Genomic DNA, 23,873 nt, shown 5'->3' on the forward strand with positions numbered 1-23,873 from the left:
AGTTGTTCTTCATAATCTCTTAATGATCTTCTTGCTGATTCGTCACCAGCAAGCTAGGTCGGCTATATTACTCTCTATCTCTAGAAAGTCAACTGGCAATTCAAATTATTTTAAACTTTCTTTCTAAAACCCAATTTCAACACTTCGTGCTAAGTTGCTGTTTTATCAGAAGTTTTAATCTTCATCACCGCCGATGGATGTGCATTCTACAGCATTTCTTACCCCATGCAACCCTATTTTTTAATTTGCTTGATTGAGTGCTTAAATTTCAAACCATAAAAACAATAAACTGCTGATAATTATGCATAAATTAATTAAAATTAGTTTTCACCAATCGCTTTTGCATCTAAATAAGCCAGAATCATCATCGATAACTCCAACTTAAGCTGCTGTTCTGTAATAAGAAAGTTATTATTGCTGACATAGCGCATCATAGTAAACAGGGTACTGTTGATAATCACAAAAGAGCGGTTTTTCAAAGTTTCAAAGTCCCAGTGCCGGTAATAGCGGTTAAATAAGTACATGCCAACTTCAAAAAAGTGCTTTTCCAAAACCTGAGATGCACCTGAATGACTATACACATGCCAATGTTTCAATATTTCAATTAAAAAACCCTGATCTGCTTTGAGCATGTCAAAACCGAATTGAATGGTCAGCGGAATGATGTCATGAATTTCCTGATCACCCTGCTCAACCACCGCCTGCTTCAGCGCTATGCCCAGCTGTTCTGATTTGCGGAGCAGCAGCTCCTCAACAATCTGCTCTTTATTTTCAAAATATTGATAGATCGATCCCACACTCACCCCAGAGCGCTCTGCAATTTTGGGCGTGGTCAGATAAATCAGCCCCTCTTGCGCAATGCACTGCTGCGCTGCCTGCAAGACATGCTCCACAATTATTTTAGCTCTCTGCTGCTGCGGTTGTTTTCTCATCATTATGACCTGCGCCGCCTGAAATGGAATGCGAATTGAATGCGAATAAATATTCATATTACTGTTGAATTAAACAACAGCAATAAGGCTATCTGCAATGACCCTTCAAATACCTAAGCGCTTGGCGACATTTCAGCAAATGCAAAGGAGTGATGCGCTGACTCAGCTGCTGAACCATTTTACAGCAAAGCCTTTAGCGCCCTCTTATGCAGAATATCTGCGCCTGAATAAAGCCCTCAATTCTGGCGATGCGGCTATGGATGCTGTTGTGGATTGGGTAATGCAGAACCCGAAACGCAACCGTCCATTGTTTGAGGCCGCTTTGTTTCAAGGCCTGGCGCAGCTTCCAGAATCCATTCCCGAACTGACCGATTTCTTCCAGCATGCGGCGCACAAGCCCGATTGGCTGGATGAGGAAAAAATGGATCGCGCCCTGCAATTCACCCATCAGCTGGGAATCAACAATGGCTTTGTACTGAGGGATTTGTCCCTGATGGCTGGCTATTTATTTCCCGGGTTCAATCAACCGTTAATGATGACGGGCGCTTTAAACAAACAGGCAGGCACGCGCTTAGCCGAAACCACAAAATGGTGGATCGACATTACCGAACCTGACGGATTGAAGCGATATGGCGCGGGGTTCACATCGACGATTTATGTCCGCTTTATCCATGCGCTGGTGCGGGCTCATCTGAAAAAAAATCCCAAATGGGATGCTGACACTTGGGGGCTGCCGATCAATCAATTTGACCTTGCGATGACCAATTTAGCGTTCAGCAGTGTGGTCTTGATTGGCATTCGGGCGCTGGGCATCTTTCCTTCTCAGCAGGATAGTGAAAACTTTTTGCATTTTTGGCGCTATATCGGCTGGCTGATGGGGGTGGATGAGCAATGGCTGATTGCCAAAGAAAGTGAAGGCTGGCGCTTGCTGTACTGGATGCAGTTTGCCCACCCTAAATCGGATGACAGCAGCTGTGCGCTGGGCACCAGCCTGTCTAAAGAGCCTTTTGAACGGCAGTACCGCTATTTGCGCCCTTTGCAGCAAAAACTGGCCTATCGGCAGCATTTAGAATTGACTCAGTTTTTCATTGGCAAAAAACGTATGCAATGTTTAGGCTTGAAACCGCAAACGGCTTCCTGGTTTTCTTACTATCTGATTGCGCGGAATGTGGTGCTGTACAGCGGCGCAAAACGATTGCCCGCCCTGCAGCAAAAATTAATCAAGAAAGGCCGCGAAATACAAAAGCTGGGCTTGGCCTTATATCAAAGCAAAGCCAAACAGCTGGCCAGCATGCATCAATAGCGCGCAGCATGATCAAAAAAGCAGGGCGGATACCCTGCTTTTTTTAATTTTTCAAAATATAATGAACTTAGAATTTCATCGAAATCCGCGCCCAATAATTGCGCCCAATATTATTGAATTGTTCATTGCTGGCAAAACCAAAACCTGAACTTCCGGCTTTATTTAAATGTTCGGTGTAGGTTTTATCTAAAACGTTATCCACGCCAACGGCGACATCAACATCTTGCATTAAGTTGTAAGAAGCATTTAGCGCCAGCGTGCTAAACGCTTTGCTCTCATTCATGTCATAGCCCACGATATTGCCTTGATTCAAGCTAATGCGGTCTTGCTTCGCCACCACGCGCCACAGCAGGCCCAAGGTATATTTATCTTGAACATAGCGCAGATTAAAGCGCCCTTCTAACGGCGCGATTTGCGGCAATGCTTTGTTATCTGTGGTGTTTTCACCCCATGCATACATGGCGCTCACATCCGCCTGAACGGCATCGCTAAATTGATAGCCCAATCCGGCTTCCGCCCCTGCAATGGTGGCATCGATATTTTTCGCCCCGGCACTGAAGCTTGAGCCATGACCATGCCCGCCTGAGGTTGGATGATCATGATAGCTCATTAAAATATAGTCATTAATCAAACCGGCATACGCTGAAACCCATGAATTGAATGCGCCATGCTGATGCTGATAGCCCATATCCAGCTGCAAGGTTTTTTCCGTATCCAAATCATTAAAAGTCGGTTTTGACATGCCTGAATTCCCATGCGCTGTACTGAACAGCTCCCAATAATCAGGAACACGCTCAACATAACCTAAGCCAATATAGCTTTTGGCATCATGTTCAGGATGTTGATTTTCCAGGCGAATAAAGCCACTCGGCAACGTTTCTGAACGGTCATCATTGAGCTTCAGCGCCTCGATTTTGACTTGGTCAAGTCGAGCGCCTGTCACCAGCTTTGAATTTTCACTCCATTGATAGCCGAGTTCACCAAATGCACCATAGGACTGGAATTTCATATTGGTGGCCAATGGCATATCCATCATCAAAGATTTCATGCCTCCTGCGTGATGATTCTGCTGAGAGTCAATTCCTGTAATTAGATTCAGCTTATCCCACTCACTGGTCATGGCGAAACGGGCATTCAAAGTACGGCGGGTGACTTGCATCTCTGATGGATTTGCTACCATTTGATGCGTCATCATATCGTGTGTCATTGGTGGCGTTCTTAATCTAAAGTTATCCATGACATGATCGTTATAACTATAGTTCACCTGCCCTTCAACTTTTTGAATGACATCCGTCAGGTTTTTCTTTTCAAAACGCAGTCCCAAGCTTTCACGGGCAAATTGTGAGCCATCCATAGAACGGCCTGCATATAAAGCCTCACCATCCGACTTTCCGCCCGTCAGCTCCAGCCACGTATTTTCATCGGGTGTCCAGCCCAGTGCGACATCTGCATTCCAGCGCTCCCAAGCGGAAGGCACTGTATTGCCATCGCCATCTTGATAACTATCCGATTCAGAACGATTGGCATTTAAACGGATATATTTCTTTTCATCCCCAAGCGTTGTTTCTACATTATGATCCAAGCGCCCAAAAGAGCCTATCAGCACGCTGGCTTGACCTTGATAAGGCTTTGCAGTGCTCAGCTCCGGTTTTTGCCGTTCAAAAATAACTGTCGCTGCAGAACCCGTATTGGCATATTGCACCGTTTGCGGGCCTTTAATCACCGAAATCCGGTCATAGCTTTCAGGGGAAATATAAGACGTTGGCGCATCCATGCGGTTTGGACAAGCACCTAAATTCTCAGAGCCATCCGCCAATACTTTAATGCGCGAACCGAACATGCCGCGGAAGGTCACATCACTGTTGGTGCCGCCATTTTTAATCGCGCTGAACCCCATAATGCTTTGCAGATAATCCGCCCCATCAGTCGCTGGCACAGGCTGAATCGGCTGCTTGGGATCGGCAATCACAATCAATCCATTGGCATCACTGCCCTGCTGTGATGTCACCACGATTGGTGCCAGCGTTTGCACGGCGTGTGCTTCCATTTTATTGTCAGATGAATTTGCCCATGCAGCAGAAGTACACGCGACAGCAATTGCAGCCGCCAAAGGCTGTAAAAAAAATTGTGGCTGAGCCATTTTAAAATCTCACTTAAAACATAAATACAACTGGGCTGGAGCCAACCAAGACCCTTAAATTTTTAAAACGTTGATTTATGCAAAAAGCGGCGGCGCTCTGCCTTGAGGCAGCAGGAACAGGCGCTGTAGCGCAAACCAGACATGCGCAAATGCCTGCTGGAAAGCCGCTAAACGGATTTGAATGCGGTCTAAGACTTCTTTGATATCCAGTTCAGGCGGTAAAACCAGATTGCCGTATACCGTACAGTACTGGCATTGATGGCCCGCATCATGATCATGGCCAGCAGATTGAGAAATCTCGGCATGGTCTGCCTGTACAGCCATGTGATGGGCAGCATGATGCGCCGATGAGGTCTGCGAAGAGTGCTGATGCGGGGAATCTAATAAAAGTGCACGCGTGATGGTTTCACAGACCGGCGCAATTTGATATTGCGTCGGAAGCAAAGGCTGTAGAAAAACAGCAATCTGTAAAAATACCGCTGCAAAGGACAGCAGCAGGCCGCTACGCAGAAACAAAGGCAAATCCTAAAATTTGTCGGCGATAATTATAGCAAAGCCCAATTAAAATTGGGCTTTATACTGTCTTTTTTTAAAGAAAAATCGAATGGAAAATTTAGCGTTTTACGGCAACCTGATCTTTTTGGCGCTGGCGAACCGTTTTTTCCACTTTTTCACGGGCGCGCTGGCGTTTGAGCGGAGACAGATAATCCACAAACAGTTTGCCGTTTAAGTGATCCATTTCATGCTGAATGCAAACTGCGAGAAGTCCGTCAGCTTCCAGCTCAAAAGACTCGCCATTCAAATCTACTGCATCTATTTTTACACGTGACGGACGCGAAACTTTATCGTATATTTGAGGCACTGACAGGCAGCCCTCTTCATACGGCTGCGTCTCTTGCGTCAATGGCGTAATTTTGGGGTTAATAAATACCATGGGCTCATCTTTATTTTCAGATAAATCCATGACAATCAGCTGAATATGCTGATCCACTTGAGTTGCTGCCAAGCCAATGCCTGGCGCTTCATACATGGTTTCAAACATATCTGCTGCCAACTGACGAATTTCATCAGTAACTTCTTCGACTGGTTTTGCAATGGTACGAAGACGGGGATCAGGGAAACTTAAAATAGGTAATAAGGCCATACGACGTCCTCACTTATGCCATTGATCAAAAAACAAAATGAAGGAATGCTTCATCAAAAAATTGTGTGTAATATCGTTATTATAACGCAACTGCATACATAATTTTAGGAATTATGATAATGAAAAAGGTTTTGAAGGGCATGCCAACTTTTAGTGCCTTGGGGTTTAAAAAACAATTATTAGCGCTTGCCGTCTGCCTAAGCATTGGGGCTGGCATCGCCAGCGTTGCTGAAGCAGCGCCTGCCCGCAATGTCAATCCGCCCGCATTGAAAGCTGGCGCGCCGCAAGTGTATGTGGTGAAAAAAGGCGATACGCTGTGGGATATTTCCAAAAAATTCTTGAAAAATCCAGTCCGCTGGCCTGAAATTTGGGCAAGCAATAAACACGTCAAAAACCCGCACTGGATTTTCCCTGGTGACCGTTTATTGATGTGCACTCATAACGGCAAGCCACTCATCGGCAAAGATGAAGGCGATGGCTGTGAAGGCATCATCCGCCGCTATACGGGCGGCACTAAAATGCAGCCTCAGGTGCGCATCGAATCATTAAATAATGCGATTCCCGTCATTCCTTTGGAATATATCAAGCAATGGCTGGAACGCAGCATGGTAGTCGCACCTGAAACGCTGGAAAATACGCCCTATATTTTAGGCACTGCCGATCAGCGCGTACTGGCGGCGAAAGGCCAGACTGTTTATGCTCGCGGCAATGGCATGGCTGTAGGCCAGCGCTATGCAATCTACCGTGAAGGCGAACCGTATAACTTGACTGATGCAAATGGCAAAAAATTCAATGCCGGCCTAGAGTTAAATCAAGTGGCTTCAGGCATTGCTGTACGCGGTGAAAATGACATCGTCACACTGGAACTGACCGATACTTATAATGGCGAAGTCCGCCGCGGTGACCGCGTTCTGCCTGAATATGACCCAATGCTGCCAACCTTGTTCTATCCAACCAATGCTGAAAACATTACAGCAGGCGGCAGCATAATCCGTGTTATGGGCTCAATCAGCACTGCAGCAGTCAACAGCGTCGTAACGATTGACCGCGGCGCGCTGCAAGGCGTTGAAGCTGGCCAGGTGTTCAGCGCAAACCAAAAAGGCGAGATTGTGACTGATCCAAAAACCAAGGAACGTATTCAGCTCCCAGGCCAGCGGGTTGGAACAATTATGGTTTTCAAAACTTTTGACAACCTTAGCTATGCTTATGTCTTAGACAGTGATTTGCCAATCAAAGTCGGCGCCAGCATTCAGCCTCCGCTTTTGGATGAATAATCCGCCATAGGTTAACAATATGCTGAATCCGTTATCACAAGTGCAACTTGAAACACTCACCTTGTGGTATCTGGTTCAGCATTCGCTGTCCAGCTTCTACAAAATTCACTCGCACTATCCTCAGCTTTCTGAAGCGCTTCGATCCAATCAATTTCCCACATGGCAAGCCTTAGGCATTCATAAAAATCATCTGCAGCGCTTTCAGGAATTTCATACGGCAGAAGGCCAGAAAAAGTTTCAGCAGTGCCTGCATGCGATTGAATACAGCTGTGATTTTCTTATCACCCATACAGAAACAGATTATCCGCAGCAGCTGCAGCCCTACAGCGATAAACCGCCTATTCTTTTTGGACAAGGCGATATACAAGCACTGCATCAGCCTCAAGTCGCCATTGTCGGCAGCCGCAAGCCCAGCCCGCATGGCCGGCAGGTGGCTTATGATTTTGCTTTTTACTTAAGCGAACAAGGCTTTTATATCAACAGCGGACTCGCGCAAGGCATCGATGAAGCCGCCCACCAAGCCGCTTTAAAGCATCAGCGCACCATTGCCGTAATGGGAACAGGGCTGGATCAAACCTATCCTTCTCAGCATCAGGCCTTAAGACAGGATATCCTGAGCAATGGCGGCGCCGTTATTTCCGAATTCCTGCCGAATACTCCTCCCTTGCAGCATCATTTCCCGCGGCGCAACCGCATTGTCAGCGGCCTCAGCTTAGGCGTTATTGTGGCTGAAGCCACCTTGAAAAGCGGCTCACTGATCACAGCAAAAATAGCCGCCGAACAAGGCAAAGCTGTTTTTGCCATTCCAGGACATATTTACGGCGACTTCCATCAAGGCTGCCATCAGCTGATCCGCGAAGGCGCAATTCTCATTGACCATCCTCTGCAGGTCATTGAAGACCTTGCCCTGCCGACACAATGGCAATCTGCAAAAAAGAACCCTGCGGCACCCGAAAACATGCAGGAACCGATTGGCATCCCTGAACATCTGCAGGCCTTATACCAGCAGCTGGATTGGGCTGGACAAACTTTGGATCAGCTCGCGCTTTTAACCCAGCTGGATGCGGCTGCACTGACCAGCCAACTCATGGAATTAGAATTATTGGGGCTCGCGATGCAGCAGGCAGGATGCTATCTGCGTTGCCGTTCCGGAAAATAGGGTTCACAATAGCCTCATTATTTTCATTAAGGTTAAATTCTCATGATTACCACCTCTGTGGCCGAAGCAGCCGATTGTCTAAAAAAAGGGCAGGTCTTGGCATATCCTACAGAGGCAGTTTGGGGCTTAGGCTGTGACCCGTTTAACGAAAAGGCATTCCGTGAAATTTTAAGGCTGAAACAGCGCCCGATTGAAAAAGGCGTGATTTTACTGGCCGCCAATGTTGCGCAAGTTGAACATTTACTGACAGGACTCAGCCCTGAAATAAAGGAAGAAGTCATTGCATCATGGAGCCGCCGCTCACCAGCTGAACGCGCCACCACATGGCTGCTGCCGGCAGGCGGGCATATTCCCAGCTGGATTAAAGGCAGCCATTCTAAAGTCGCGGTTCGCGTCACCACCCACTCGCTCTGCGCAGCCTTATGTCATGCCTTTAATGGCTTTATTGTATCAACCAGCGCCAATCCCGCAGGGCTTGAGCCAGCGCGCTCCTTGCAGGAAGCCAGCCAATATTTTGCCAATGAGCTGAATTATTTGAACGGCGATTTAGGCTTAAGTCAGGAGCCCAGCAAAATTATTGATGCAGAAACCGGTGAAATCATCCGCGCATAAATGCCGATGATGGCAGCAGGCCTTGTCAGGCAAAAAAAAGCTCAGCCATATAGAAATGGCTGAGCATAAAAAAGGATGTGCAAAAAATCACATCCAGAGGGTCTGGAAAATCTAGCAAAAAACAGTCAACATCGGGCACCGTTTTCAGTGGCATTATTATGTGATAAAGCCTTCTGCCAAACAAATAGATTTTTTCTATTAATAAAAAGCTTAAAGTTATTAATTTAAGATGAAAAACAGCAGTTTATTCAAAATATATGCCTATTTTTGATCATATTATTAGAAAAACAAAGACAATTTTAATCTTTGTACCGCTATATTTTATATCTTGCTTCTGCTGAACAGTTACAAAAAATATTTAATTTTTTCTGTCATTGCCTCTATTTAGTAATCGACTTAACCCTTGCCGGCGCCTTTTTCTGCGCCAACAGCACGCCCAGAATGGCCAAAGCGGTCCCTATACTGTGATAAGCCGTCCACTGCTCCGCCAGCCAGCAATAAGCAATCCCCGCCGTTACAATCGGCATCAGGTTCATAAAGATGCTGGTTTGATTCGGCCCCAAATATTGAATCGAAAGCATCCAAAGCAATGGCGCTGCCAGCGAGGGGAACATCCCCGCGTACAGTACGCTCCAGACATTCTGCGCATTTATGGCATCCAGCCCAAAGTACAGCACAAACGGCAAATGGTACAGCAAGGCAAAAAAGATCTGAACATAGACACTGATAAATAAAGGAATTTTAAGCTGCCATTTCTTTAGAAGCACCCCATAAAAAGCATAGAAAAAAACAGCAGCCAGCATAATCGCATCGCCCGCATGGCCGCCTAAAGACAGCAGATTTGCCCAATGCCCTTTTGCAATAACCAGCAGCAAGCCAGAAAAAGAAATCAGGCAGCCCAGCAAGGCAAAGCGGTTTGGCCATTCTTTTAAAAGAAAAACGGACACTAAAATCGTAAAGACGGGAATAAAGGCATTGATAATGCCCATATTGGTTGCAGTGGTATAATGCGCAGCGCTGTAGCTGAGCCCCTGATACAGCACCATTCCAAAAGCGGCCAGTACCGCAAGCTGCTTCCAGTGCTGCTGAATTAAAGCGCGGTTTTTATACAGCTGCGGCAGCATAAAGGGCGTTAGCATAATAAACGCCACCAGCCAGCGGTAAAAACTGATGCTGACTGGAGAAATATACTCCGTCACATAACGGGTAACCGCAATATTCAGCGACCAAATAAACACGGAAAGCAGCGGCAGCAAGACTGCCCAGCGCATCATTTTAGGATTGTGTTGCATAGAATCATTCTTTCAGCAATTTCTGTTTTTTATTGTGCGCAATGTCGCATATAAATGAAATATTGAAGTTCAGACAATGATATTGTTAAAGCGACATTCTTCCGCACCGCGCCCGGACTCTAGAACATGATTGAGCAGATTGAACAGCATATTGAGATCAGCCAGTCTTTTTATGAAAAATATGAAGAAGTTCATCCTCATAGCTGCATCTGGGGCGATTTTAACATGAGCCTCGATGGAATTTTGGAATATGAAGTCAATGGCAGAAAATTATGGTCTCCGCCTAGTTACGGCATTTGGATTCCACCCCGCGTAGCGCATCATTCCATTGCTGTTGATCAGCACACTACCCATTATGCCGTAATCCGCTTAGACCCTGAATTATGTGAAAATTTTTCTATAAAGCCTGAAATGCTCAGTGTATCGGTATTTTTCAGGCAATTGATTTTAGAAGCGTTTCATGTACAGCAGCAGGGCCATTTGCATTATTTTCGCCACCTGCTGCAGGTTATTTTAGATCAGCTGAGCAGTGCGCCAAAGCATCATCATTATCTGCCGCAAACCCATCATCCGGCACTCAAGCCCATCTTAGAGGACTTAGCCGCTCCTGCTTTATTTCAGAAAAGCCTGCGGCAGGTATTAGAGCCTTTTGCCATAAGCGAAAGGCAGCTTCACCGTATCAGCCAGGCAGAGCTGCAGCTCAGCTTATCGGAATGGCGCAGCCGCGCCAAACTGCTGTATGCCATCATGCAGCTGCGGCAGGGAAAATCCATTAAAGCCCTCAGTTTTGAACTGGGATATCAGCATAGTTCCAATTTTATTGAATTTTTTAAACGTTATACAGGCCAGACACCGGCTCAGTTCAAATCTTGCGCTGCGCCAAAGCCGCTCCAGAAATTGCCATAAGCGCGGCACAGGCATAATAGGCCATTCATCACTCCGCTGCATATCGGGTAGCCACCCTATTCAGCACCCAAATCAGCGCCGGCATCATAGGAACACTGTAAGCCCCTATAAAATATGCAGATTATTCCGCTATGTTGCATCTGCTTCTTATTATTGACGCACTTAAAGCCCGATTCAAATCATACATCACGATATTAACTGCCTGATTTTATGAATTTTACGGCAGTTCGGCGCTGCACATACAAAAATTATCAAAACCTGAGGCTTCAACACTTGCCGCCTGCAAGTTTTCCAGTTAAAACATTGCAATCAAAACGCAAATAATCAGGATCATTGCATGGCCGCTTCAGTTTACAACATCCCTATCAAAACCATTGACGGCGCAGAAACCACACTCAATCAATATCAAGGCAAAGTGCTGCTGATTGTGAATGTCGCGTCTAAATGCGGCTTAACCCCGCAATATGAAGGCTTGGAACAGCTGTATAAGGACAAAAAAGCGGAAGGCTTGGAAATTTTAGGCTTTCCGGCAAACAACTTTTTAGCGCAGGAGCCTGGGTCAGATGAAGAAATTCAGCAATTCTGTTCTTTAAATTATCAGGTTGATTTTCCGCTTTTCTCAAAAATTTCAGTCGCTGGTGAAGACAAGCACCCGCTGTATCAAGCCTTAACGGCTGCCATTCCAGATCGCACCGGTGAAGGCCCGTGGAAAAAAGACTTGATTGATTACGGCCTGACGCCCAATGAGCCGCCAGAAGTGCTGTGGAACTTTGAAAAATTCCTAGTGAATAAGCAAGGTGAGATTGTTGCGCGCTTTGCGCCAGATATCAAAGCGGATGATGCCCGCATTGTGGATGCCGTCAATGCAGAATTGGCAAAATAAATAAACCGCAGACAGCCTTGTTAAAGTTATCAATTAAAGACTTTAATAAGGCTGTATCAAAGATATAAACCTCAATATAATTTTTGAATTATCACAATAAGATAAAATACACATTTTATTCATTATTTTAATCAAGCAGCAACAGTTCATTCCATTTTTATCTGCAAATCAGTTATATGCTGAAGCTATCGAGAAACAGACGCAGTAAAAAACAGGTGAACCTATGAATACATTAATAAAAGCAATTGTACTGTCGATTTCAACAGCGTTCGTGGCTGCACCTGCAATGGCTGCACCGCAAAATAGCCAAAACCATCAGCCTCAGGCCGCGCATAATCACGAAGCGCCTGTAAAACATCAGGCGCAGCAGCATAAAAACGCGGTGAACCCATCGCATGACTGGCATGCAGGGCAAAAAGTTCCAAGCCAGTACCGCGGCAATAGTTACAAAGTTGACCACAGCAAGTATAAAAAATTAGCCAAGCCTGGCAAAAACCAGCAATGGATTAAAGTAAATGGCGACTATATTTTAATCAATGCTATGACTCATTCAATCATCAAAATTATTGGCGGTTAATCGCCATCACGGGATTGCCCAAGAGCGCTTCAGCGCTCTTTTTTGTTATCGCTTTGCAGCAATCTATTTTGAATCCACATTTCATCCCTATATTCAGCCTAAGACCCAATAAATTGATAAAGAGTTTAAAAGCGAATGAAGAAATTCCTGCAAGGCGCCATCCTACCTTTCAGTATTTTTGCAGCCGGCATGGCATTGCTGGGCTGCGATCAAGCCGCTTCACCTGAAAATACCCGCGCTGAGCAGACTCAAATTGAAACTGAACAATCCCAAGGCATTCAGTCCGCTGCGGATGACGATGCGCCTGCTCAGCAAACTGAGCTGAAAAGCGGCAATATGTTCTATCTTATCCGCGATGTGGCAGACCTGCAGCTGAAAGCCGGCGGCTATGTGGAACAGCTGCAGCAGACTCAAGCAGAACTTCAAAGCGCTGTCGATCTAAAGGATCATGAAAAACTGCAGCACAGCGCCGCCCAGCTGCAAAAACAGCTCACTGGATTCAATCAAGCCTTAAACAGTGTTGATTTAAAAACGCAGGAAATCTCTGATATCCGCAAAAATATTCTTTCCGCCAATGAGAACGTGCTGAATTCGCCTTTCCTGAACGGTCAAATGGATTTAAGCAAAGTAGATTTGAAAAAAATTGAGCAGCAAATGGTTTCAATCCAATCTGAAATGGTTAAATTGGCCGGCATGCTGATTTCACAAGGACAGGATAAGCAAGCTCAGGAAAGCTAGCATTCCAAGCTACTCAGGCCAATTCATGAACACTGAATTGGCCTGAGTGAAATTTACGGTTAAAGCCTCATATCAATGACAATGCGGCCATCAATTTTGCCCTGCTCCATGCGGTGGAAAATATCATTAATATTGTCTAATGCTTCGACATGAATATGCGCTTTCACCTTACCGCGCGCCGCAATATCCAGCGCCTCTTTCAAGTCCAAACGTGTTCCGACAATTGAGCCGCGTACCGTAATTCCTTCAAGCACCATATTAAAAATAGACAAGTCGAATGTGCCAGGCGGCAGACCATTCAAGACCATCGTGCCGCCGCGGCGCACAATGGCAACGGCCTGTTCAAATGCTTTCGGGGACACGGCAGTGACCAGCACGCCATGACACCCCTCGCCGCCTGTAGCTTTGAGCACTTCTTCTTTCACATCCGCTTTCAGCGCATTAATGGCAACATCAGCACCCAAGTTTTTGGCCAGCTCAATTTTGCTGTCATCAACATCAATGGCGACCACATTAAAGCCCATGGTTTTGGCATACTGAATAGCCACATGGCCCAAACCGCCAATTCCGGAAATGGCAACCCAATCCCCTGTTTTGGCTTCCGTCATTTTTAAGCCTTTATAGACCGTCACGCCTGCGCATAAAATCGGCGCTATTTCCAGCAGATCCACACCTTCAGGAATCACCCCGACATAATCACCATCTGCCAAGCAATATTCGGCAAAACTGCCGTTGACGGAATAACCTGAATTTTGTTGTTTTTTACATAACGTTTCCCAGCCTGCATAGCAATGATCGCAATGGCCGCAGGCTGAATAAAGCCATGGAATCCCCACAATATCACCGGCTGTTAAGTGCTCAATCCCGTCACCAACCTCAATGACTTCGCCCACACCTTCATGTCCCGGAATAAAAGGCAACGTCGGTTTCACTGGCCAATCGCCATGCATCGCATGCAGATCGGTATGGCAAACCCCTGTGGCAATCATCTTGACCAGTACTTTTCCCGGACTGATTTTAGGAATTTCGACCTCTTGTATTTGCAACGGCTGATTAAATTCAGTGACTACCGCTGCTTTCATCGTATTCGCCATTATGCTGTTCTCCATATTCAAAATATCAAGAAAGTTCTTTTTTTAAGAACCGTTTTTCAACTATATAGAATATATAAATTATCAAAAGTGGCGGATTTGTAGCGGATTTGATGATTTTAGATGCCTCCTCTTGCAATTCCTTTACAAGCCTCATTGTCACCGCAGCACAATTTAAAATTAGGACTTTTAAAGTCTGCTCAGCTTTAGAAACTACAGCATCATTGATCGCCCTTGCTCAACACCCAAACAAGGTGAAATTATATGCAGCGTATTCGAATGCATTGTTTTGACGTGATTAATTATGATTAAAAATTCAGCTTAAACAGTGTCTTAAATATAAAACGGCTTTCGAATAGTGAAGGTGGCCTTTCTAAAGGGAATGCACGTGCAACTCAGCAAAGCTAGAATCATCCAGTTTAGATAAAGGCTTGAATAAAGCTTTTAGAACCCGCATGGCGGGCAATGGGAAATTCTCGAATTGGCCTCAGAGTTTATTCCGCCTTTAGGCTGTGCCGCCATGTTCTGTACGCGGCATGCATCGCTTGACGTTCATACGATTTTACCAATCGGCTTTCCATCGCTGAAAAATCGCCTTTATATGCAGCGGCTACCATCGTTTTTGCCAGCTCTTGAATACTGACTCGTCCACGGTGTTCATATTGCTGTACTTCTTCATGGGTCAGTTCAACATCCCAGCATGACACCACTGAGCTCATATCAACAGCAATGCTTAAATAATAGTGGTCGAAGTCTTGGTACAGTTCCCAAAAGTGCGGTTCAAAGGCAATAAGGTTCATGAGAGACACTTTGTGAAAATAATGAATTTAACTTAATGCATGGGATGAATAAAATATATGCCACTTTAGATAGCGAAAATTAAGTTCTGCTGGCAGCAAAACATTAAAACCGCCAATTTAGGCGGTTTTAATGTTTTTATCTTTGGATTGGCCATTATTTCAATGCAAGCGTTGCCTTGCTGCAATTTCCGCCTTTAGCAAATGCATATTCACTAACCGCCTGCTTTCCGGTTTGCTCATCAACCTGTTTTAAATTTGCTCCGCCAGTAAATGCACCCATTTTAATAAATTGCTGAACAAAATATTGCTTACCCGCTTCAGTTTGAATTTCAAGGTGGTTTGGTGAAAACTCAGATTCCGTAGAAATAGTATGGTTACGGTTTCCTAAGACTTCTTTATAAAAAAACACACCGCGTGATGTTTCTCCTAAGCATTCGCCATCGACCCAAACATCTTTCTTTAGCGCAGCGCCTTTCACTGAAGCTGAACGGTATACATAAATCCCTGCATTGCCGTTTTGCGGAGCTGTGAATTGTTTCACTGTATCAGAAGCATGCTGATCCGCCTTCGGCACTGATGCACACCCCACAAAACCTAAAGATAGCAATAATGTGAATATAATTTTTTTTGACATGAAAAAGCCCATTGGTATAAATTTTATAAGCACATGAAAAATAGCAATTAAATCATCTTTCAGCAATTCTTATTTTCTGAATTTCAGCCATAAAAAAACCACCCTTGCGGGTGGTTTTTTCAATCTCGAACCGTCTCTTATTGAGCGCGGTTTTTGATTTTGCGGATGGTTTCCAGCTGAGCAGCAGTTTCTGCAAGAGCAGCCAAAGCAGCAGCAGCGTCCAAGTCGCTCTTTTGATTTGCAAGCAATTGTTCAGCGTGTTTACGCGCTTCAATAATTGCCGCTTCATCTAAGTTTTCTGCACGAACTGCAGTATCTGCAAGAATCGTAACAACATGCGGCTGAACTTCTAAAACACCGCCAGATACATAGATCAACTCTTCTGTACCGTTTTCAAGCAGAACGCGGATCGCGCCCGGCTTGAGCAAAGTTACCAGCGGCGCATGGCCAGGCATAATACCCAACTCACCGCCAGCACCTTTCGCAATTAGCATCGTTACAGCGCCAGAGTACAAAGACTCTTTTACACTTACAACATCACATTGCATAGTCGACATGAGAATCTCCTAAATTAGGTAACTAATTAAAGTTTCTCAGCTTTAGCAATTACTTCGTCAATACCACCAACCATGTAGAACGCTTGTTCTGGGATGTGGTCGTATTCACCAGCTAGAAGACCTTTAAAGCCACGGATTGTTTCTTTAAGCGGTACAAGTTTACCAGGCGCGCCAGTAAACACTTCAGCTACGTGGAACGGTTGAGAGAAGAAACGTTGGATCTTACGTGCACGGTATACAGTAAGTTTGTCTTCTTCAGCCAATTCGTCCATACCAAGAATTGCGATAATGTCTTTCAATTCTTTATAACGTTGAAGAACGTTTTGAACTGAACGAGCGATTTCGTAATGCTCAGCACCTACTACAAGCGGATCTAACTGACGTGAAGTTGAGTCAAGTGGATCGATTGCTGGGTAAATACCAGAAGATGCGATGTCACGGCTCAATACAACAGTTGCGTCCAAGTGAGCGAACGTAGTTGCAGGCGATGGATCTGTTAAGTCATCGGCAGGTACGTATACCGCTTGGATTGACGTAATAGAACCAGACTTAGTCGATGTAATACGTTCTTGAAGAACACCCATCTCTTCTGCAAGAGTCGGCTGGTAACCTACTGCAGACGGCATACGGCCTAGAAGTGCTGATACTTCAGTACCCGCTAGTGTATAACGGTAGATGTTGTCAACGAACAATAGTACGTCACGGCCTTTGCCGTTTTCGTCTTTCTCGTCACGGAAGTACTCAGCCATAGTCAAACCAGTCAACGCTACGCGTAAACGGTTACCTGGTGGCTCATTCATCTGACCGTAGACCATTGCTACTTTGTCTAGAACGTTTGAGTCTTTCATTTCGTGATAGAAGTCGTTACCTTCACGAGTACGCTCACCAACACCAGCAAACACAGATAAACCTGAGTGAGCTTTCGCGATGTTGTTGATCAACTCCATCATGTTTACAGTTTTACCAACACCGGCACCACCGAACAGACCAACTTTACCGCCTTTCGCAAACGGGCAAAGCAAGTCGATGACTTTAATACCAGTTTCTAAAAGGTCAGTAGAAGCCGCTTGTTCAGCATAAGAAGGCGCTTGACGGTGAATCGGCAAACGCGCTTCAGTACCAACAGGACCAGCTTCATCGATCGGGCGACCAAGAACGTCCATGATACGGCCCAAACATGCAGTACCTACAGGTACAGAGATTGGAGCGCCAGTGTTAGTTACGTTCAAACCACGCTTAAGGCCTTCAGTAGAACCCATTGCAATAGTACGAACTACGCCATCACCAAGTTGTTGCTGAACTTCTAAAGTAGTTTCAGTTCCATCAACGTGAAGAGCGTCATAGATCTTAGGAACGCTGTTGCGTTCAAACTCGACGTCGATAACCGCGCCGATGATCTGAATGATACGACCGCTACTCATTGCTGTCTCCTCAATTCAAAATAATGTTAAACGGCAGCGGCACCACCAACGATCTCAGAAATTTCCTGAGTAATCGCGGCTTGACGCAGCTTGTTATAAATAAGTTGCAGGCTCTTGATGAGGTCACCCGCGTTATCTGTTGCAGCTTTCATTGCAACCATACGCGCAGACTGCTCACACGCGATGTTTTCAATCACGCCTTGATATACCATAGACTCGATGTAACGAACCAATAAGCCATTGAGAAGCTCTTCAGCTTCTGGCTCATAGATGTAGTCCCAACCGTATTGACGGTTCAGGCCTTCACTTGTTTCAGCTGCTGCTAAAGGAACAAGCTGTTCGATCTTTTGATTTTGAGTCATGGCATTGACAAAGCCGTTTGACACAAGATAAATGCGGTCTAATTCGCCTTTATCAAATGCGTCCAACATCACCTGTACAGAACCAGTTAACTGTTCAAGACTCGGCGCATCACCGACATTTGTCGTAGCACCCAGCACTTTACCGCCGTAGTTTTTAAAAAACGAAACCGCTTTTTGACCAATCAAAGCAAATTGAACTTCAATTGACTGCTCTTGTTGCTGCTGTACGTGTTTTACCACTTTTTTGAACAGGTTAATGTTCAAACCGCCAGCAAGGCCGCGATCTGAAGACACAATGATATAGCCAACGCGCTTAACTGGGCGTTCAACCATATAACGGTGCTTGTATTCAGGATTCGCTTGTACCAAATGAGCAATTACACGGTGCATATTTTCGGCATACGGACGGCCTTGAGCCATGCGCTCTTGCGCACGACGCATCTTAGAAGCTGCTACCATCTGCATCGCGCGAGTAATTTTCTGCGTGCTTTTGATACTAGCTACTTTGGCGCGAATTTCTTTTAAATTTGCCATACGCTTAACCTAGTATTCGAAAGCCCTTTCGAGCTTTCGAAGGTTGATCCGTGAACCAAACCGACACTAAATCCAACTGGGTTGAATATTAGTAAGTTTGAGTCGCTTTGAACTTCTCAATACCTGCTTTAAATTCAGCTTCGATGTCTTTGTTGTAATCACCAGTTTCATCGATTTTTTGCATTAACGCAGCATGCTCTGAACGGAAGTAAGAGATTAGCGCAGCATCAAATGCAACGATTTTCTTCACTTCTACGTCAGCCATGTAGCCTTCGTTAGATGCATAAATTGAAACAGCTTGGTCAGCGATTGAATATGGAGCATATTGCTTTTGCTTCATTAATTCAGTTACGCGCTGACCGTGTTCTAACTGCTTACGTGTTGCTTCATCAAGGTCAGAAGCAAACTGAGCGAACGCTGCCAATTCACGGTATTGCGCCAAAGCGGTACGGATACCACCAGACAATTTTTTGATGATCTTAGTCTGCGCTGAACCACCAACACGAGATACAGAGATACCCGCGTTCACAGCAGGACGGATACCTGCGTTGAATAATGATGTTTCTAGGAAGATCTGACCATCAGTGATCGAAATTACGTTCGTTGGTACGAATGCAGATACGTCACCCGCTTGAGTTTCAATGATTGGCAATGCAGTCAAAGAACCAGTTTGGCCTTTAACTTCACCATTCGTGAATTTCTCAACATAGTCAGCAGAAACGCGCGAAGCACGCTCAAGAAGACGAGAGTGAAGATAGAATACGTCACCTGGATACGCTTCACGGCCTGGTGGACGGCGTAAAAGCAATGAAATTTGACGGTAAGCAACTGCTTGCTTAGACAAGTCATCATAAATGATCAAAGCGTCTTCACCGCGGTCACGGAAGTATTCACCCATTGTACAGCCAGAGTATGGAGCCAAGTACAGCATTGCTGCTGGATCGGCTGCAGCTGCTGCTACAACAGTGGTATACGCCATAGCGCCAGTTTCTTCCAGCTTGCGCACAACGTTAGCGATAGTCGATTGTTTTTGACCAATAGCTACGTATACACATTTAATGCCAGAGTTTTTCTGAGCGATGATCGCATCGATCGCCATAGCTGTTTTACCAGTTTGACGGTCACCAATGATCAGCTCACGCTGACCACGGCCTACAGGGATCATTGTATCTACTGATTTATAACCAGTTTGTACAGGCTGATCCACTGATTGACGCCAAATTACGCCTGGTGCTACTTTTTCAACAGCATCAGTTAATTTTGCATCAATTGGGCCTTTACCATCAATTGGGTTACCCAAAGCATCTACGACACGGCCTAAAAGTTCTGGACCAACCGGAACTTCTAATACGCGGCCTGTGCAGCGAGCTTTTTGACCTTCTTGCAGGCTTAAGTAGTTACCTAAAACAACGACGCCCACTGAATCCTGTTCTAGGTTCAGTGCCATACCGTATAAGCCGCCGTCGAATTCGATCATTTCACCGTACATTGCATCAGCAAGGCCGTGAATACGCACAATACCGTCGGAAACCATAACAATGGTCCCTTCGTTCTTAGCGGTCGCGCTGGTGTCCAGATCGCCGATACGCTGTTTAATGAGCGCACTGATCTCGGATGGATTCAGTTGTTGCATTGCGCTATACCTCAATCTTTTTAAAGTTCAGTCTTCTTATATGCAATTAAGCAAGAAGACGAGTCCGCATTTTTTCAAGCTTATTAAGCGCAGAATCATCTATCACTTGGTCGCCTGCACGAATAACAACACCAGCAATTAGTTCTGGTTTCACTTCTACAGAAACATTTACCGCAGCTTCGAATTTCTTCTCTAATGCATGCGTAAGTAGCTGTTCCTGTACAGAAGTCAATGGGAATGCTGATTCAATCACAACATCCACAGAGTTGTTATTCTGTGATTTGAGCTGCTCATATTCTGCAGAAATCTCAGGTAGAAGCGCCAGACGGCCATTATCGGCCAGCAATGTCAAAAAGTTTGACACTGCTGCGGTCTGATCTTCGCCTAAAATTTTGGCAAAAACACTTACCTGCTCTGCAGGAGTAAGCTCAGGGCGATTTAAGTAAGCTGAAAATGCTTCGTCTTGCACCGCAGCACTGAGCAATTCAAGCACTTTTGACCATGAGTCAGTTGCACTTTGCTCAGAAGCGTAAGCAAATGCTGCTTTAGCGTATGGGCGTGCCAACGTCAAGAGTTCAGCCATAATCCGCCTCTCTTAAAGTTTAGCAGCCAGCTGAGTCAGCATGGCATTGTGAGCTTCTGCATCAACTTGCTGGCTAAGAATTTTCTCAGCGCCAGTCACTGCAAGAGCAGCCACTTGTTGACGTAATTCTTCGCGAGCTGTATTGATCTCGGTATCAACAGCTTCTTTAGCCTGTTGACGGATACGCTCACCTTCAGCAGATGCCTGAGTGCGCGCTTCTTCTACCAATTGCGCACCGCGACGGTTCGCTTGTTCGATCAATTGAGCCGCTTGCGCTTTCGCTGCGTCTAATTCAGCTTTCACTTGAGCTTGCGCATCCGCAAGGTCAGCTTTTGCTTTTTCAGCAGCGTTTAAGCCATCAGCGATTTTACGCTGACGCTCACTAATCGCATTGATTAGTGGTGGCCATACAAACTTCATGCAGAATGCGACAAAGATCGCAAATGCAATTGCTTGGCCTATCAATGTGAGGTTGATATTCATTGCTATTCCTCAATAGTTTAATTTAGGAATTAAGCTGATTAACCTACAAATGGATTAGCGAAGATGAAGAACAAGCCAATACCAACACCGATCATAGGCACAGCATCAAGAAGACCCGCGATTAAGAACATGCGAGTTTGAAGTTGTGGAGCCAATTCTGGTTGACGAGCAACAGCTTCAAGGAAACGGCCGCCTAAAAGACCAAAACCAATCGCAGTACCTAAAGCACCAAAAGCGATCAAGATAGCAGATGCAATTGCAACTAGACCTAAAGTGAGTTCCATGATAATTCCTCAGAGGTTAGGTTTATACCAAATTAAATTAAAAAATTGTGCGCCCAACCGTCCATCGACAGTTAGGCAATACCATTAATGCTTTTCGCTTGCCATGCTCAAGTATACGATAGTCAGCATCATAAAAATGAATGCCTGCAGCGTAATAACGAGAATATGGAAAATAGCCCAAGGCACAGATAACGCCCACTGGATCCAGAACGGCAATAACGCGATTAAGATGAAGATTAACTCACCCGCATACATATTACCGAATAGTCGCAGAGCCAATGAAACTGGACGTGCAAGGAAAGTTACCAATTCAAGAATCAAGTTCACTGGAATCAATAACGCTTTTGCAACTGGGTTACTTGGGTTAAATGGGTTAAGCGCCAACTCACCGACAAAACCGCCGATGCCTTTTTCACGAATGCTGTAGAACAAGATCAGCGCAAATACCGACAATGACATACCAAGGGTAATGTTAGGGTCAGTAGATGGAACGATTTTGAAGTAAACGTGATGCGGGTCCATGCCAAACACATTAGAACCAATAATTCCTGCAAGATGCGGAATGAAATCTACAGGAAGTAAATCCATCGCATTCATCAGGAAAATCCACACAAAAATTGTGAGGGCTAAAGGCGCAATTAAACGTGATTTGCCATGAAAAGTGTCGCGGACACTTGAGTCAACAAACTCGATGATCATTTCAATTGCAGACTGGAACTTGGTTGGAACACCAGAGTTTGCAGCTTTCGCTACGCACCAGAACAGCAAACAGAAAATCACACCTAGCGTGATAGACCAACCCATTGAATCCAAGTGAATAGCAGTGAACCCCATCTGTTGAGCTTCATCAGCAGTCTCAGCCAATTTCCATGAACCGTCTGGCATTTTGCCATAAGTCAAATTGGTCAAATGGTGCTTGATATACTCGGTCGAAGTAAGGGCATGTTCTTCAGCAGCCATAAATCACACCTGGTCAATGTCAAAAAACTAAATGGAACTCACGAATATCGCGTGCTGCTTGATATCTCGCCAGCTCCTGAAAAAACTTTTCAATTTCAGCTGCGCTTAAACCCGCTTCTGCAGACGTGACGCCCAAAATGGAGCGACCCACGTCATGGCCTGAACGAGGATAAAGCCGCAAAATAATGCAGCCGGTGACAGCGGCTTTACATTGCTTAAAATTAAAATGAATCCAACAATCACAATTGCAAACTTGCCCATCATGCCACGATACATGTTGGACAGCACTTGTTTGGTGGCGCGGGCGCCAGCGGCCCGAAACGACTGCCATGTAAAATAGCAGCTTGCCAGCCAGCATACCAGTGCGCCTAAGGCCGCACTCAATGCTGCAGCTGAATCTTTTAAGACCCATCCAATCAAGGCTGAAACAGGAATCATTAATGCTTGCAAGATGATCAAAGCTTTCGCTAATCGTCGATCAATCAAGCGACTAGTTCGGCTCATTTTTGTACACTCACAGCAATTATGCTTGACAAGTTTAGCTGATGATTATTTTTAATCGCAGGCATTATAGAGTTACACCCCTGAACATGCAATCTTTTCCCGACCTAAGTCTGGTTTTTTTGCATGTTTGGATTGCTGTCAAATTAAACAACTGCTGTTTGTTTTTTGCATTATTTCCGCGCATTTAGCACACAGCTGCGGGTTTGCTCGGCCAAAGTTTTCCAGGCATGGATAAAACTGGCCTCTGCGTTCATGCTTTCATCCACATGCTGAAAAATGATGGGATTGAGTTTTTGATACTGGTTTTTACTGGCCTGCCCTTCCGCCAGCAGGCACATTTTGGCTTGCGGACGGCTGTCCTGCAGGTATTTAATCTGCGCGATGGTTGGCGCAATATGCGGGTCATCCGTCAAGGCGCCCGCAAACTTTAAATTCAATGAACGCTCCAGATACTGGTATGCGTCATGGTAAGACCAATAAGGCTGTGCATTATTGCCGCTGCTCAGCTGGCGAGAAGCCATCAGCATTTGATGCGCGAAATTTCTGGCATTAGCCCAGTACTGTTCGCGGTGCGCAGGCACTTGCTGTGAACGCAAGGCGGCAATGAAAAAACCGATACGCACAGCATTGTTCGGCTCCAGCCAAACATGCGTATCTACAGTATTCGGCAGCGCTTTCCCGCGCGGACTGCGCAGCGGCAGTGTGGAGAGCAGGCCGGAGTTTAAAAGCGCAACGCTTTTGCGGTTGCCGGACAGCAGCTTGTCCAAAGGCGCCTCATGCGCCTTGCCCAGCCAGATCACCAAGCTGGCATCCTGCACAATTTTGCGGTGCATGGGCGTCAAGCTGACATCGTGCCCGGATTGATTCTGCAGCAGCAGTGTCGGCTGCTCTACGCCCTTCGTCACTTCCTGTGCAATTAAATAGATTGGGTGCGTTGAAACCACTAATCCTTGCGCCCAGCTCACTGAGCTGAAAAATGCAAAAGCACAGAATGCCAAGATACGGGACATAGGGAGAATCACTAAAAAATAGAATAGTGTTATAATATAACAAATTCTCAAAAATAC

At 45.5% G+C, this 23,873-nt stretch carries 26 protein-coding genes; 8 read left to right on the forward strand and 18 right to left on the reverse strand.

Annotation, left to right across the window (positions count from 1 at the left end):
• Positions 1–320: 320 nt before the first annotated feature.
• Positions 321–932, reverse strand: coding sequence for a TetR/AcrR family transcriptional regulator (locus F941_RS12860; protein ID WP_026253479.1), 612 nt, complete (start codon positions 930–932; stop codon positions 321–323).
• A gap of 97 nt (positions 933–1,029) precedes the next feature.
• On the opposite strand from F941_RS12860, the gene F941_RS12865 reads away from it, so the two are divergent.
• Positions 1,030–2,235: an oxygenase MpaB family protein gene (locus F941_RS12865; protein WP_005012033.1), complete on the forward strand. Its 1,206-nt coding sequence runs from the start codon at positions 1,030–1,032 to the stop codon at positions 2,233–2,235.
• Between the two features lie 67 nt (positions 2,236–2,302).
• On the opposite strand, the gene F941_RS12870 is transcribed toward F941_RS12865, so the two are convergent.
• The 3 genes from F941_RS12870 to def all read right to left on the reverse strand — a co-directional run bounded on the left by F941_RS12870 (position 2,303) and on the right by def (position 5,519).
• Entirely contained in the window at positions 2,303–4,375 is a 2,073-nt protein-coding gene (locus F941_RS12870) for a TonB-dependent copper receptor (protein WP_005012036.1), read from the reverse strand.
• Between the two features lie 75 nt (positions 4,376–4,450).
• Positions 4,451–4,891 (reverse strand): DUF2946 family protein, encoded by a 441-nt coding sequence (locus F941_RS12875; protein WP_005012039.1) that lies wholly within the window; start codon positions 4,889–4,891, stop codon positions 4,451–4,453.
• Between the two features lie 97 nt (positions 4,892–4,988).
• The gene (gene def / locus F941_RS12880) at positions 4,989–5,519 is read right to left on the reverse strand and encodes a peptide deformylase (protein ID WP_005012041.1); all 531 of its coding nucleotides are present in this window, start codon (positions 5,517–5,519) and stop codon (positions 4,989–4,991) included.
• A gap of 119 nt (positions 5,520–5,638) precedes the next feature.
• On the opposite strand from def, the gene F941_RS12885 reads away from it, so the two are divergent.
• The 3 genes from F941_RS12885 to F941_RS12895 are packed head-to-tail and all read left to right on the forward strand — an operon-like array spanning position 5,639 to position 8,564.
• Positions 5,639–6,793: a LysM peptidoglycan-binding domain-containing protein gene (locus tag F941_RS12885; protein WP_005012043.1), complete on the forward strand. Its 1,155-nt coding sequence runs from the start codon at positions 5,639–5,641 to the stop codon at positions 6,791–6,793.
• Positions 6,794–6,812: 19 nt separating this feature from the next.
• Positions 6,813–7,952, forward strand: coding sequence for a DNA-processing protein DprA (gene dprA, locus F941_RS12890; RefSeq protein ID WP_005012044.1), 1,140 nt, complete (start codon positions 6,813–6,815; stop codon positions 7,950–7,952).
• A gap of 42 nt (positions 7,953–7,994) precedes the next feature.
• A complete protein-coding gene (locus tag F941_RS12895) occupies positions 7,995–8,564 on the forward strand; it encodes an L-threonylcarbamoyladenylate synthase type 1 TsaC (protein WP_005012046.1) in 570 nt (189 codons plus the stop codon).
• 380 nt (positions 8,565–8,944) lie between these two features.
• Here F941_RS12895 and F941_RS12900 read toward each other — a convergent pair whose 3' ends face one another.
• Complete coding sequence (locus tag F941_RS12900; protein ID WP_005012047.1) at positions 8,945–9,856, reverse strand: DMT family transporter; 912 nt, start codon at positions 9,854–9,856, stop codon at positions 8,945–8,947.
• 126 nt (positions 9,857–9,982) lie between these two features.
• Between F941_RS12900 and F941_RS12905 the strand changes: the two genes are divergently transcribed.
• The 4 genes from F941_RS12905 to F941_RS12920 all read left to right on the forward strand — a co-directional run bounded on the left by F941_RS12905 (position 9,983) and on the right by F941_RS12920 (position 12,960).
• Positions 9,983–10,762 carry a helix-turn-helix transcriptional regulator gene (locus tag F941_RS12905; RefSeq protein WP_005012048.1) on the forward strand — a complete coding sequence of 260 codons (780 nt, stop codon included), beginning with the start codon at positions 9,983–9,985 and terminating at the stop codon, positions 10,760–10,762.
• Positions 10,763–11,099: 337 nt separating this feature from the next.
• A complete protein-coding gene (locus tag F941_RS12910; protein WP_005012049.1) occupies positions 11,100–11,645 on the forward strand; it encodes a glutathione peroxidase in 546 nt (181 codons plus the stop codon).
• A 223-nt stretch (positions 11,646–11,868) separates the two neighbouring features.
• Positions 11,869–12,222, forward strand: coding sequence for an RcnB family protein (locus F941_RS12915; RefSeq protein ID WP_005012052.1), 354 nt, complete (start codon positions 11,869–11,871; stop codon positions 12,220–12,222).
• Positions 12,223–12,357: 135 nt separating this feature from the next.
• Complete coding sequence (locus tag F941_RS12920) at positions 12,358–12,960, forward strand: hypothetical protein (protein ID WP_005012054.1); 603 nt, start codon at positions 12,358–12,360, stop codon at positions 12,958–12,960.
• Between the two features lie 59 nt (positions 12,961–13,019).
• Here F941_RS12920 and adhP read toward each other — a convergent pair whose 3' ends face one another.
• From adhP to F941_RS12985, 13 genes are all read right to left on the reverse strand, one after another.
• Positions 13,020–14,054, reverse strand: a complete 1,035-nt coding sequence (gene adhP, locus F941_RS12925) for an alcohol dehydrogenase AdhP (protein WP_005012056.1) — start codon at positions 14,052–14,054, stop codon at positions 13,020–13,022.
• 491 nt (positions 14,055–14,545) lie between these two features.
• Positions 14,546–14,851, reverse strand: coding sequence for a hypothetical protein (locus F941_RS12930; protein WP_005012058.1), 306 nt, complete (start codon positions 14,849–14,851; stop codon positions 14,546–14,548).
• Positions 14,852–15,005: 154 nt separating this feature from the next.
• The gene (locus tag F941_RS12935) at positions 15,006–15,485 is read right to left on the reverse strand and encodes a DUF2846 domain-containing protein (RefSeq protein WP_005012061.1); all 480 of its coding nucleotides are present in this window, start codon (positions 15,483–15,485) and stop codon (positions 15,006–15,008) included.
• Positions 15,486–15,622: 137 nt separating this feature from the next.
• On the reverse strand, positions 15,623–16,042 hold the full coding sequence (locus F941_RS12940) for a F0F1 ATP synthase subunit epsilon (protein WP_005012064.1): 420 nt from the start codon (positions 16,040–16,042) through the stop codon (positions 15,623–15,625).
• Between the two features lie 26 nt (positions 16,043–16,068).
• Complete coding sequence (atpD, locus tag F941_RS12945) at positions 16,069–17,463, reverse strand: F0F1 ATP synthase subunit beta (RefSeq protein WP_005012065.1); 1,395 nt, start codon at positions 17,461–17,463, stop codon at positions 16,069–16,071.
• A 26-nt stretch (positions 17,464–17,489) separates the two neighbouring features.
• Positions 17,490–18,359, reverse strand: coding sequence for a F0F1 ATP synthase subunit gamma (atpG, locus tag F941_RS12950; RefSeq protein ID WP_005012066.1), 870 nt, complete (start codon positions 18,357–18,359; stop codon positions 17,490–17,492).
• Positions 18,360–18,447: 88 nt separating this feature from the next.
• Complete coding sequence (atpA, locus tag F941_RS12955) at positions 18,448–19,992, reverse strand: F0F1 ATP synthase subunit alpha (protein WP_005012068.1); 1,545 nt, start codon at positions 19,990–19,992, stop codon at positions 18,448–18,450.
• A 46-nt stretch (positions 19,993–20,038) separates the two neighbouring features.
• The gene (locus F941_RS12960; RefSeq protein WP_005012070.1) at positions 20,039–20,575 is read right to left on the reverse strand and encodes a F0F1 ATP synthase subunit delta; all 537 of its coding nucleotides are present in this window, start codon (positions 20,573–20,575) and stop codon (positions 20,039–20,041) included.
• Positions 20,576–20,587: 12 nt separating this feature from the next.
• Complete coding sequence (locus F941_RS12965; RefSeq protein WP_005012078.1) at positions 20,588–21,058, reverse strand: F0F1 ATP synthase subunit B; 471 nt, start codon at positions 21,056–21,058, stop codon at positions 20,588–20,590.
• Positions 21,059–21,096: 38 nt separating this feature from the next.
• Positions 21,097–21,342, reverse strand: coding sequence for a F0F1 ATP synthase subunit C (gene atpE / locus F941_RS12970; RefSeq protein WP_000424060.1), 246 nt, complete (start codon positions 21,340–21,342; stop codon positions 21,097–21,099).
• Positions 21,343–21,426: 84 nt separating this feature from the next.
• A complete protein-coding gene (gene atpB, locus F941_RS12975; protein WP_005012082.1) occupies positions 21,427–22,302 on the reverse strand; it encodes a F0F1 ATP synthase subunit A in 876 nt (291 codons plus the stop codon).
• A gap of 105 nt (positions 22,303–22,407) precedes the next feature.
• Entirely contained in the window at positions 22,408–22,806 is a 399-nt protein-coding gene (locus tag F941_RS12980; RefSeq protein WP_005012085.1) for an ATP synthase subunit I, read from the reverse strand.
• Positions 22,807–22,976: 170 nt separating this feature from the next.
• Positions 22,977–23,816 carry a metal ABC transporter solute-binding protein, Zn/Mn family gene (locus tag F941_RS12985; protein WP_005012087.1) on the reverse strand — a complete coding sequence of 280 codons (840 nt, stop codon included), beginning with the start codon at positions 23,814–23,816 and terminating at the stop codon, positions 22,977–22,979.
• Positions 23,817–23,873 lie beyond the last annotated feature (57 nt).

The organism is Acinetobacter bouvetii DSM 14964 = CIP 107468, from assembly GCF_000368865.1.
GTDB lineage: Bacteria > Pseudomonadota > Gammaproteobacteria > Pseudomonadales > Moraxellaceae > Acinetobacter > Acinetobacter bouvetii.

Bases quoted from the DNA above. Each gene is read 5' to 3' on its own strand.
- F941_RS12915 (WP_005012052.1), top strand. From the start codon at position 11,869: ATGAATACATTAATAAAAGCAATTGTACTGTCGATTTCAACAGCGTTC.
- F941_RS12895 (WP_005012046.1), top strand. From the start codon at position 7,995: ATGATTACCACCTCTGTGGCCGAAGCAGCCGATTGTCTAAAAAAAGGG.
- F941_RS12940 (WP_005012064.1), bottom strand. From the start codon at position 16,042: ATGTCGACTATGCAATGTGATGTTGTAAGTGTAAAAGAGTCTTTGTAC.
- F941_RS12980 (WP_005012085.1), bottom strand. From the start codon at position 22,806: ATGAGCCGAACTAGTCGCTTGATTGATCGACGATTAGCGAAAGCTTTG.
- F941_RS12920 (WP_005012054.1), top strand. From the start codon at position 12,358: ATGAAGAAATTCCTGCAAGGCGCCATCCTACCTTTCAGTATTTTTGCA.
- F941_RS12965 (WP_005012078.1), bottom strand. From the start codon at position 21,058: ATGAATATCAACCTCACATTGATAGGCCAAGCAATTGCATTTGCGATC.
- F941_RS12905 (WP_005012048.1), top strand. From the start codon at position 9,983: ATGATTGAGCAGATTGAACAGCATATTGAGATCAGCCAGTCTTTTTAT.
- atpB (WP_005012082.1), bottom strand. From the start codon at position 22,302: ATGGCTGCTGAAGAACATGCCCTTACTTCGACCGAGTATATCAAGCAC.
- atpA (WP_005012068.1), bottom strand. From the start codon at position 19,992: ATGCAACAACTGAATCCATCCGAGATCAGTGCGCTCATTAAACAGCGT.
- F941_RS12930 (WP_005012058.1), bottom strand. From the start codon at position 14,851: ATGAACCTTATTGCCTTTGAACCGCACTTTTGGGAACTGTACCAAGAC.
- F941_RS12900 (WP_005012047.1), bottom strand. From the start codon at position 9,856: ATGCAACACAATCCTAAAATGATGCGCTGGGCAGTCTTGCTGCCGCTG.
- F941_RS12935 (WP_005012061.1), bottom strand. From the start codon at position 15,485: ATGTCAAAAAAAATTATATTCACATTATTGCTATCTTTAGGTTTTGTG.
- adhP (WP_005012056.1), bottom strand. From the start codon at position 14,054: ATGGCGAATACGATGAAAGCAGCGGTAGTCACTGAATTTAATCAGCCG.
- atpG (WP_005012066.1), bottom strand. From the start codon at position 18,359: ATGGCAAATTTAAAAGAAATTCGCGCCAAAGTAGCTAGTATCAAAAGC.
- dprA (WP_005012044.1), top strand. From the start codon at position 6,813: ATGCTGAATCCGTTATCACAAGTGCAACTTGAAACACTCACCTTGTGG.
- F941_RS12860 (WP_026253479.1), bottom strand. From the start codon at position 932: ATGAGAAAACAACCGCAGCAGCAGAGAGCTAAAATAATTGTGGAGCAT.
- atpE (WP_000424060.1), bottom strand. From the start codon at position 21,342: ATGGAACTCACTTTAGGTCTAGTTGCAATTGCATCTGCTATCTTGATC.
- F941_RS12960 (WP_005012070.1), bottom strand. From the start codon at position 20,575: ATGGCTGAACTCTTGACGTTGGCACGCCCATACGCTAAAGCAGCATTT.
- atpD (WP_005012065.1), bottom strand. From the start codon at position 17,463: ATGAGTAGCGGTCGTATCATTCAGATCATCGGCGCGGTTATCGACGTC.
- F941_RS12910 (WP_005012049.1), top strand. From the start codon at position 11,100: ATGGCCGCTTCAGTTTACAACATCCCTATCAAAACCATTGACGGCGCA.
- F941_RS12985 (WP_005012087.1), bottom strand. From the start codon at position 23,816: ATGTCCCGTATCTTGGCATTCTGTGCTTTTGCATTTTTCAGCTCAGTG.
- F941_RS12870 (WP_005012036.1), bottom strand. From the start codon at position 4,375: ATGGCTCAGCCACAATTTTTTTTACAGCCTTTGGCGGCTGCAATTGCT.
- F941_RS12885 (WP_005012043.1), top strand. From the start codon at position 5,639: ATGAAAAAGGTTTTGAAGGGCATGCCAACTTTTAGTGCCTTGGGGTTT.
- F941_RS12865 (WP_005012033.1), top strand. From the start codon at position 1,030: ATGACCCTTCAAATACCTAAGCGCTTGGCGACATTTCAGCAAATGCAA.
- def (WP_005012041.1), bottom strand. From the start codon at position 5,519: ATGGCCTTATTACCTATTTTAAGTTTCCCTGATCCCCGTCTTCGTACC.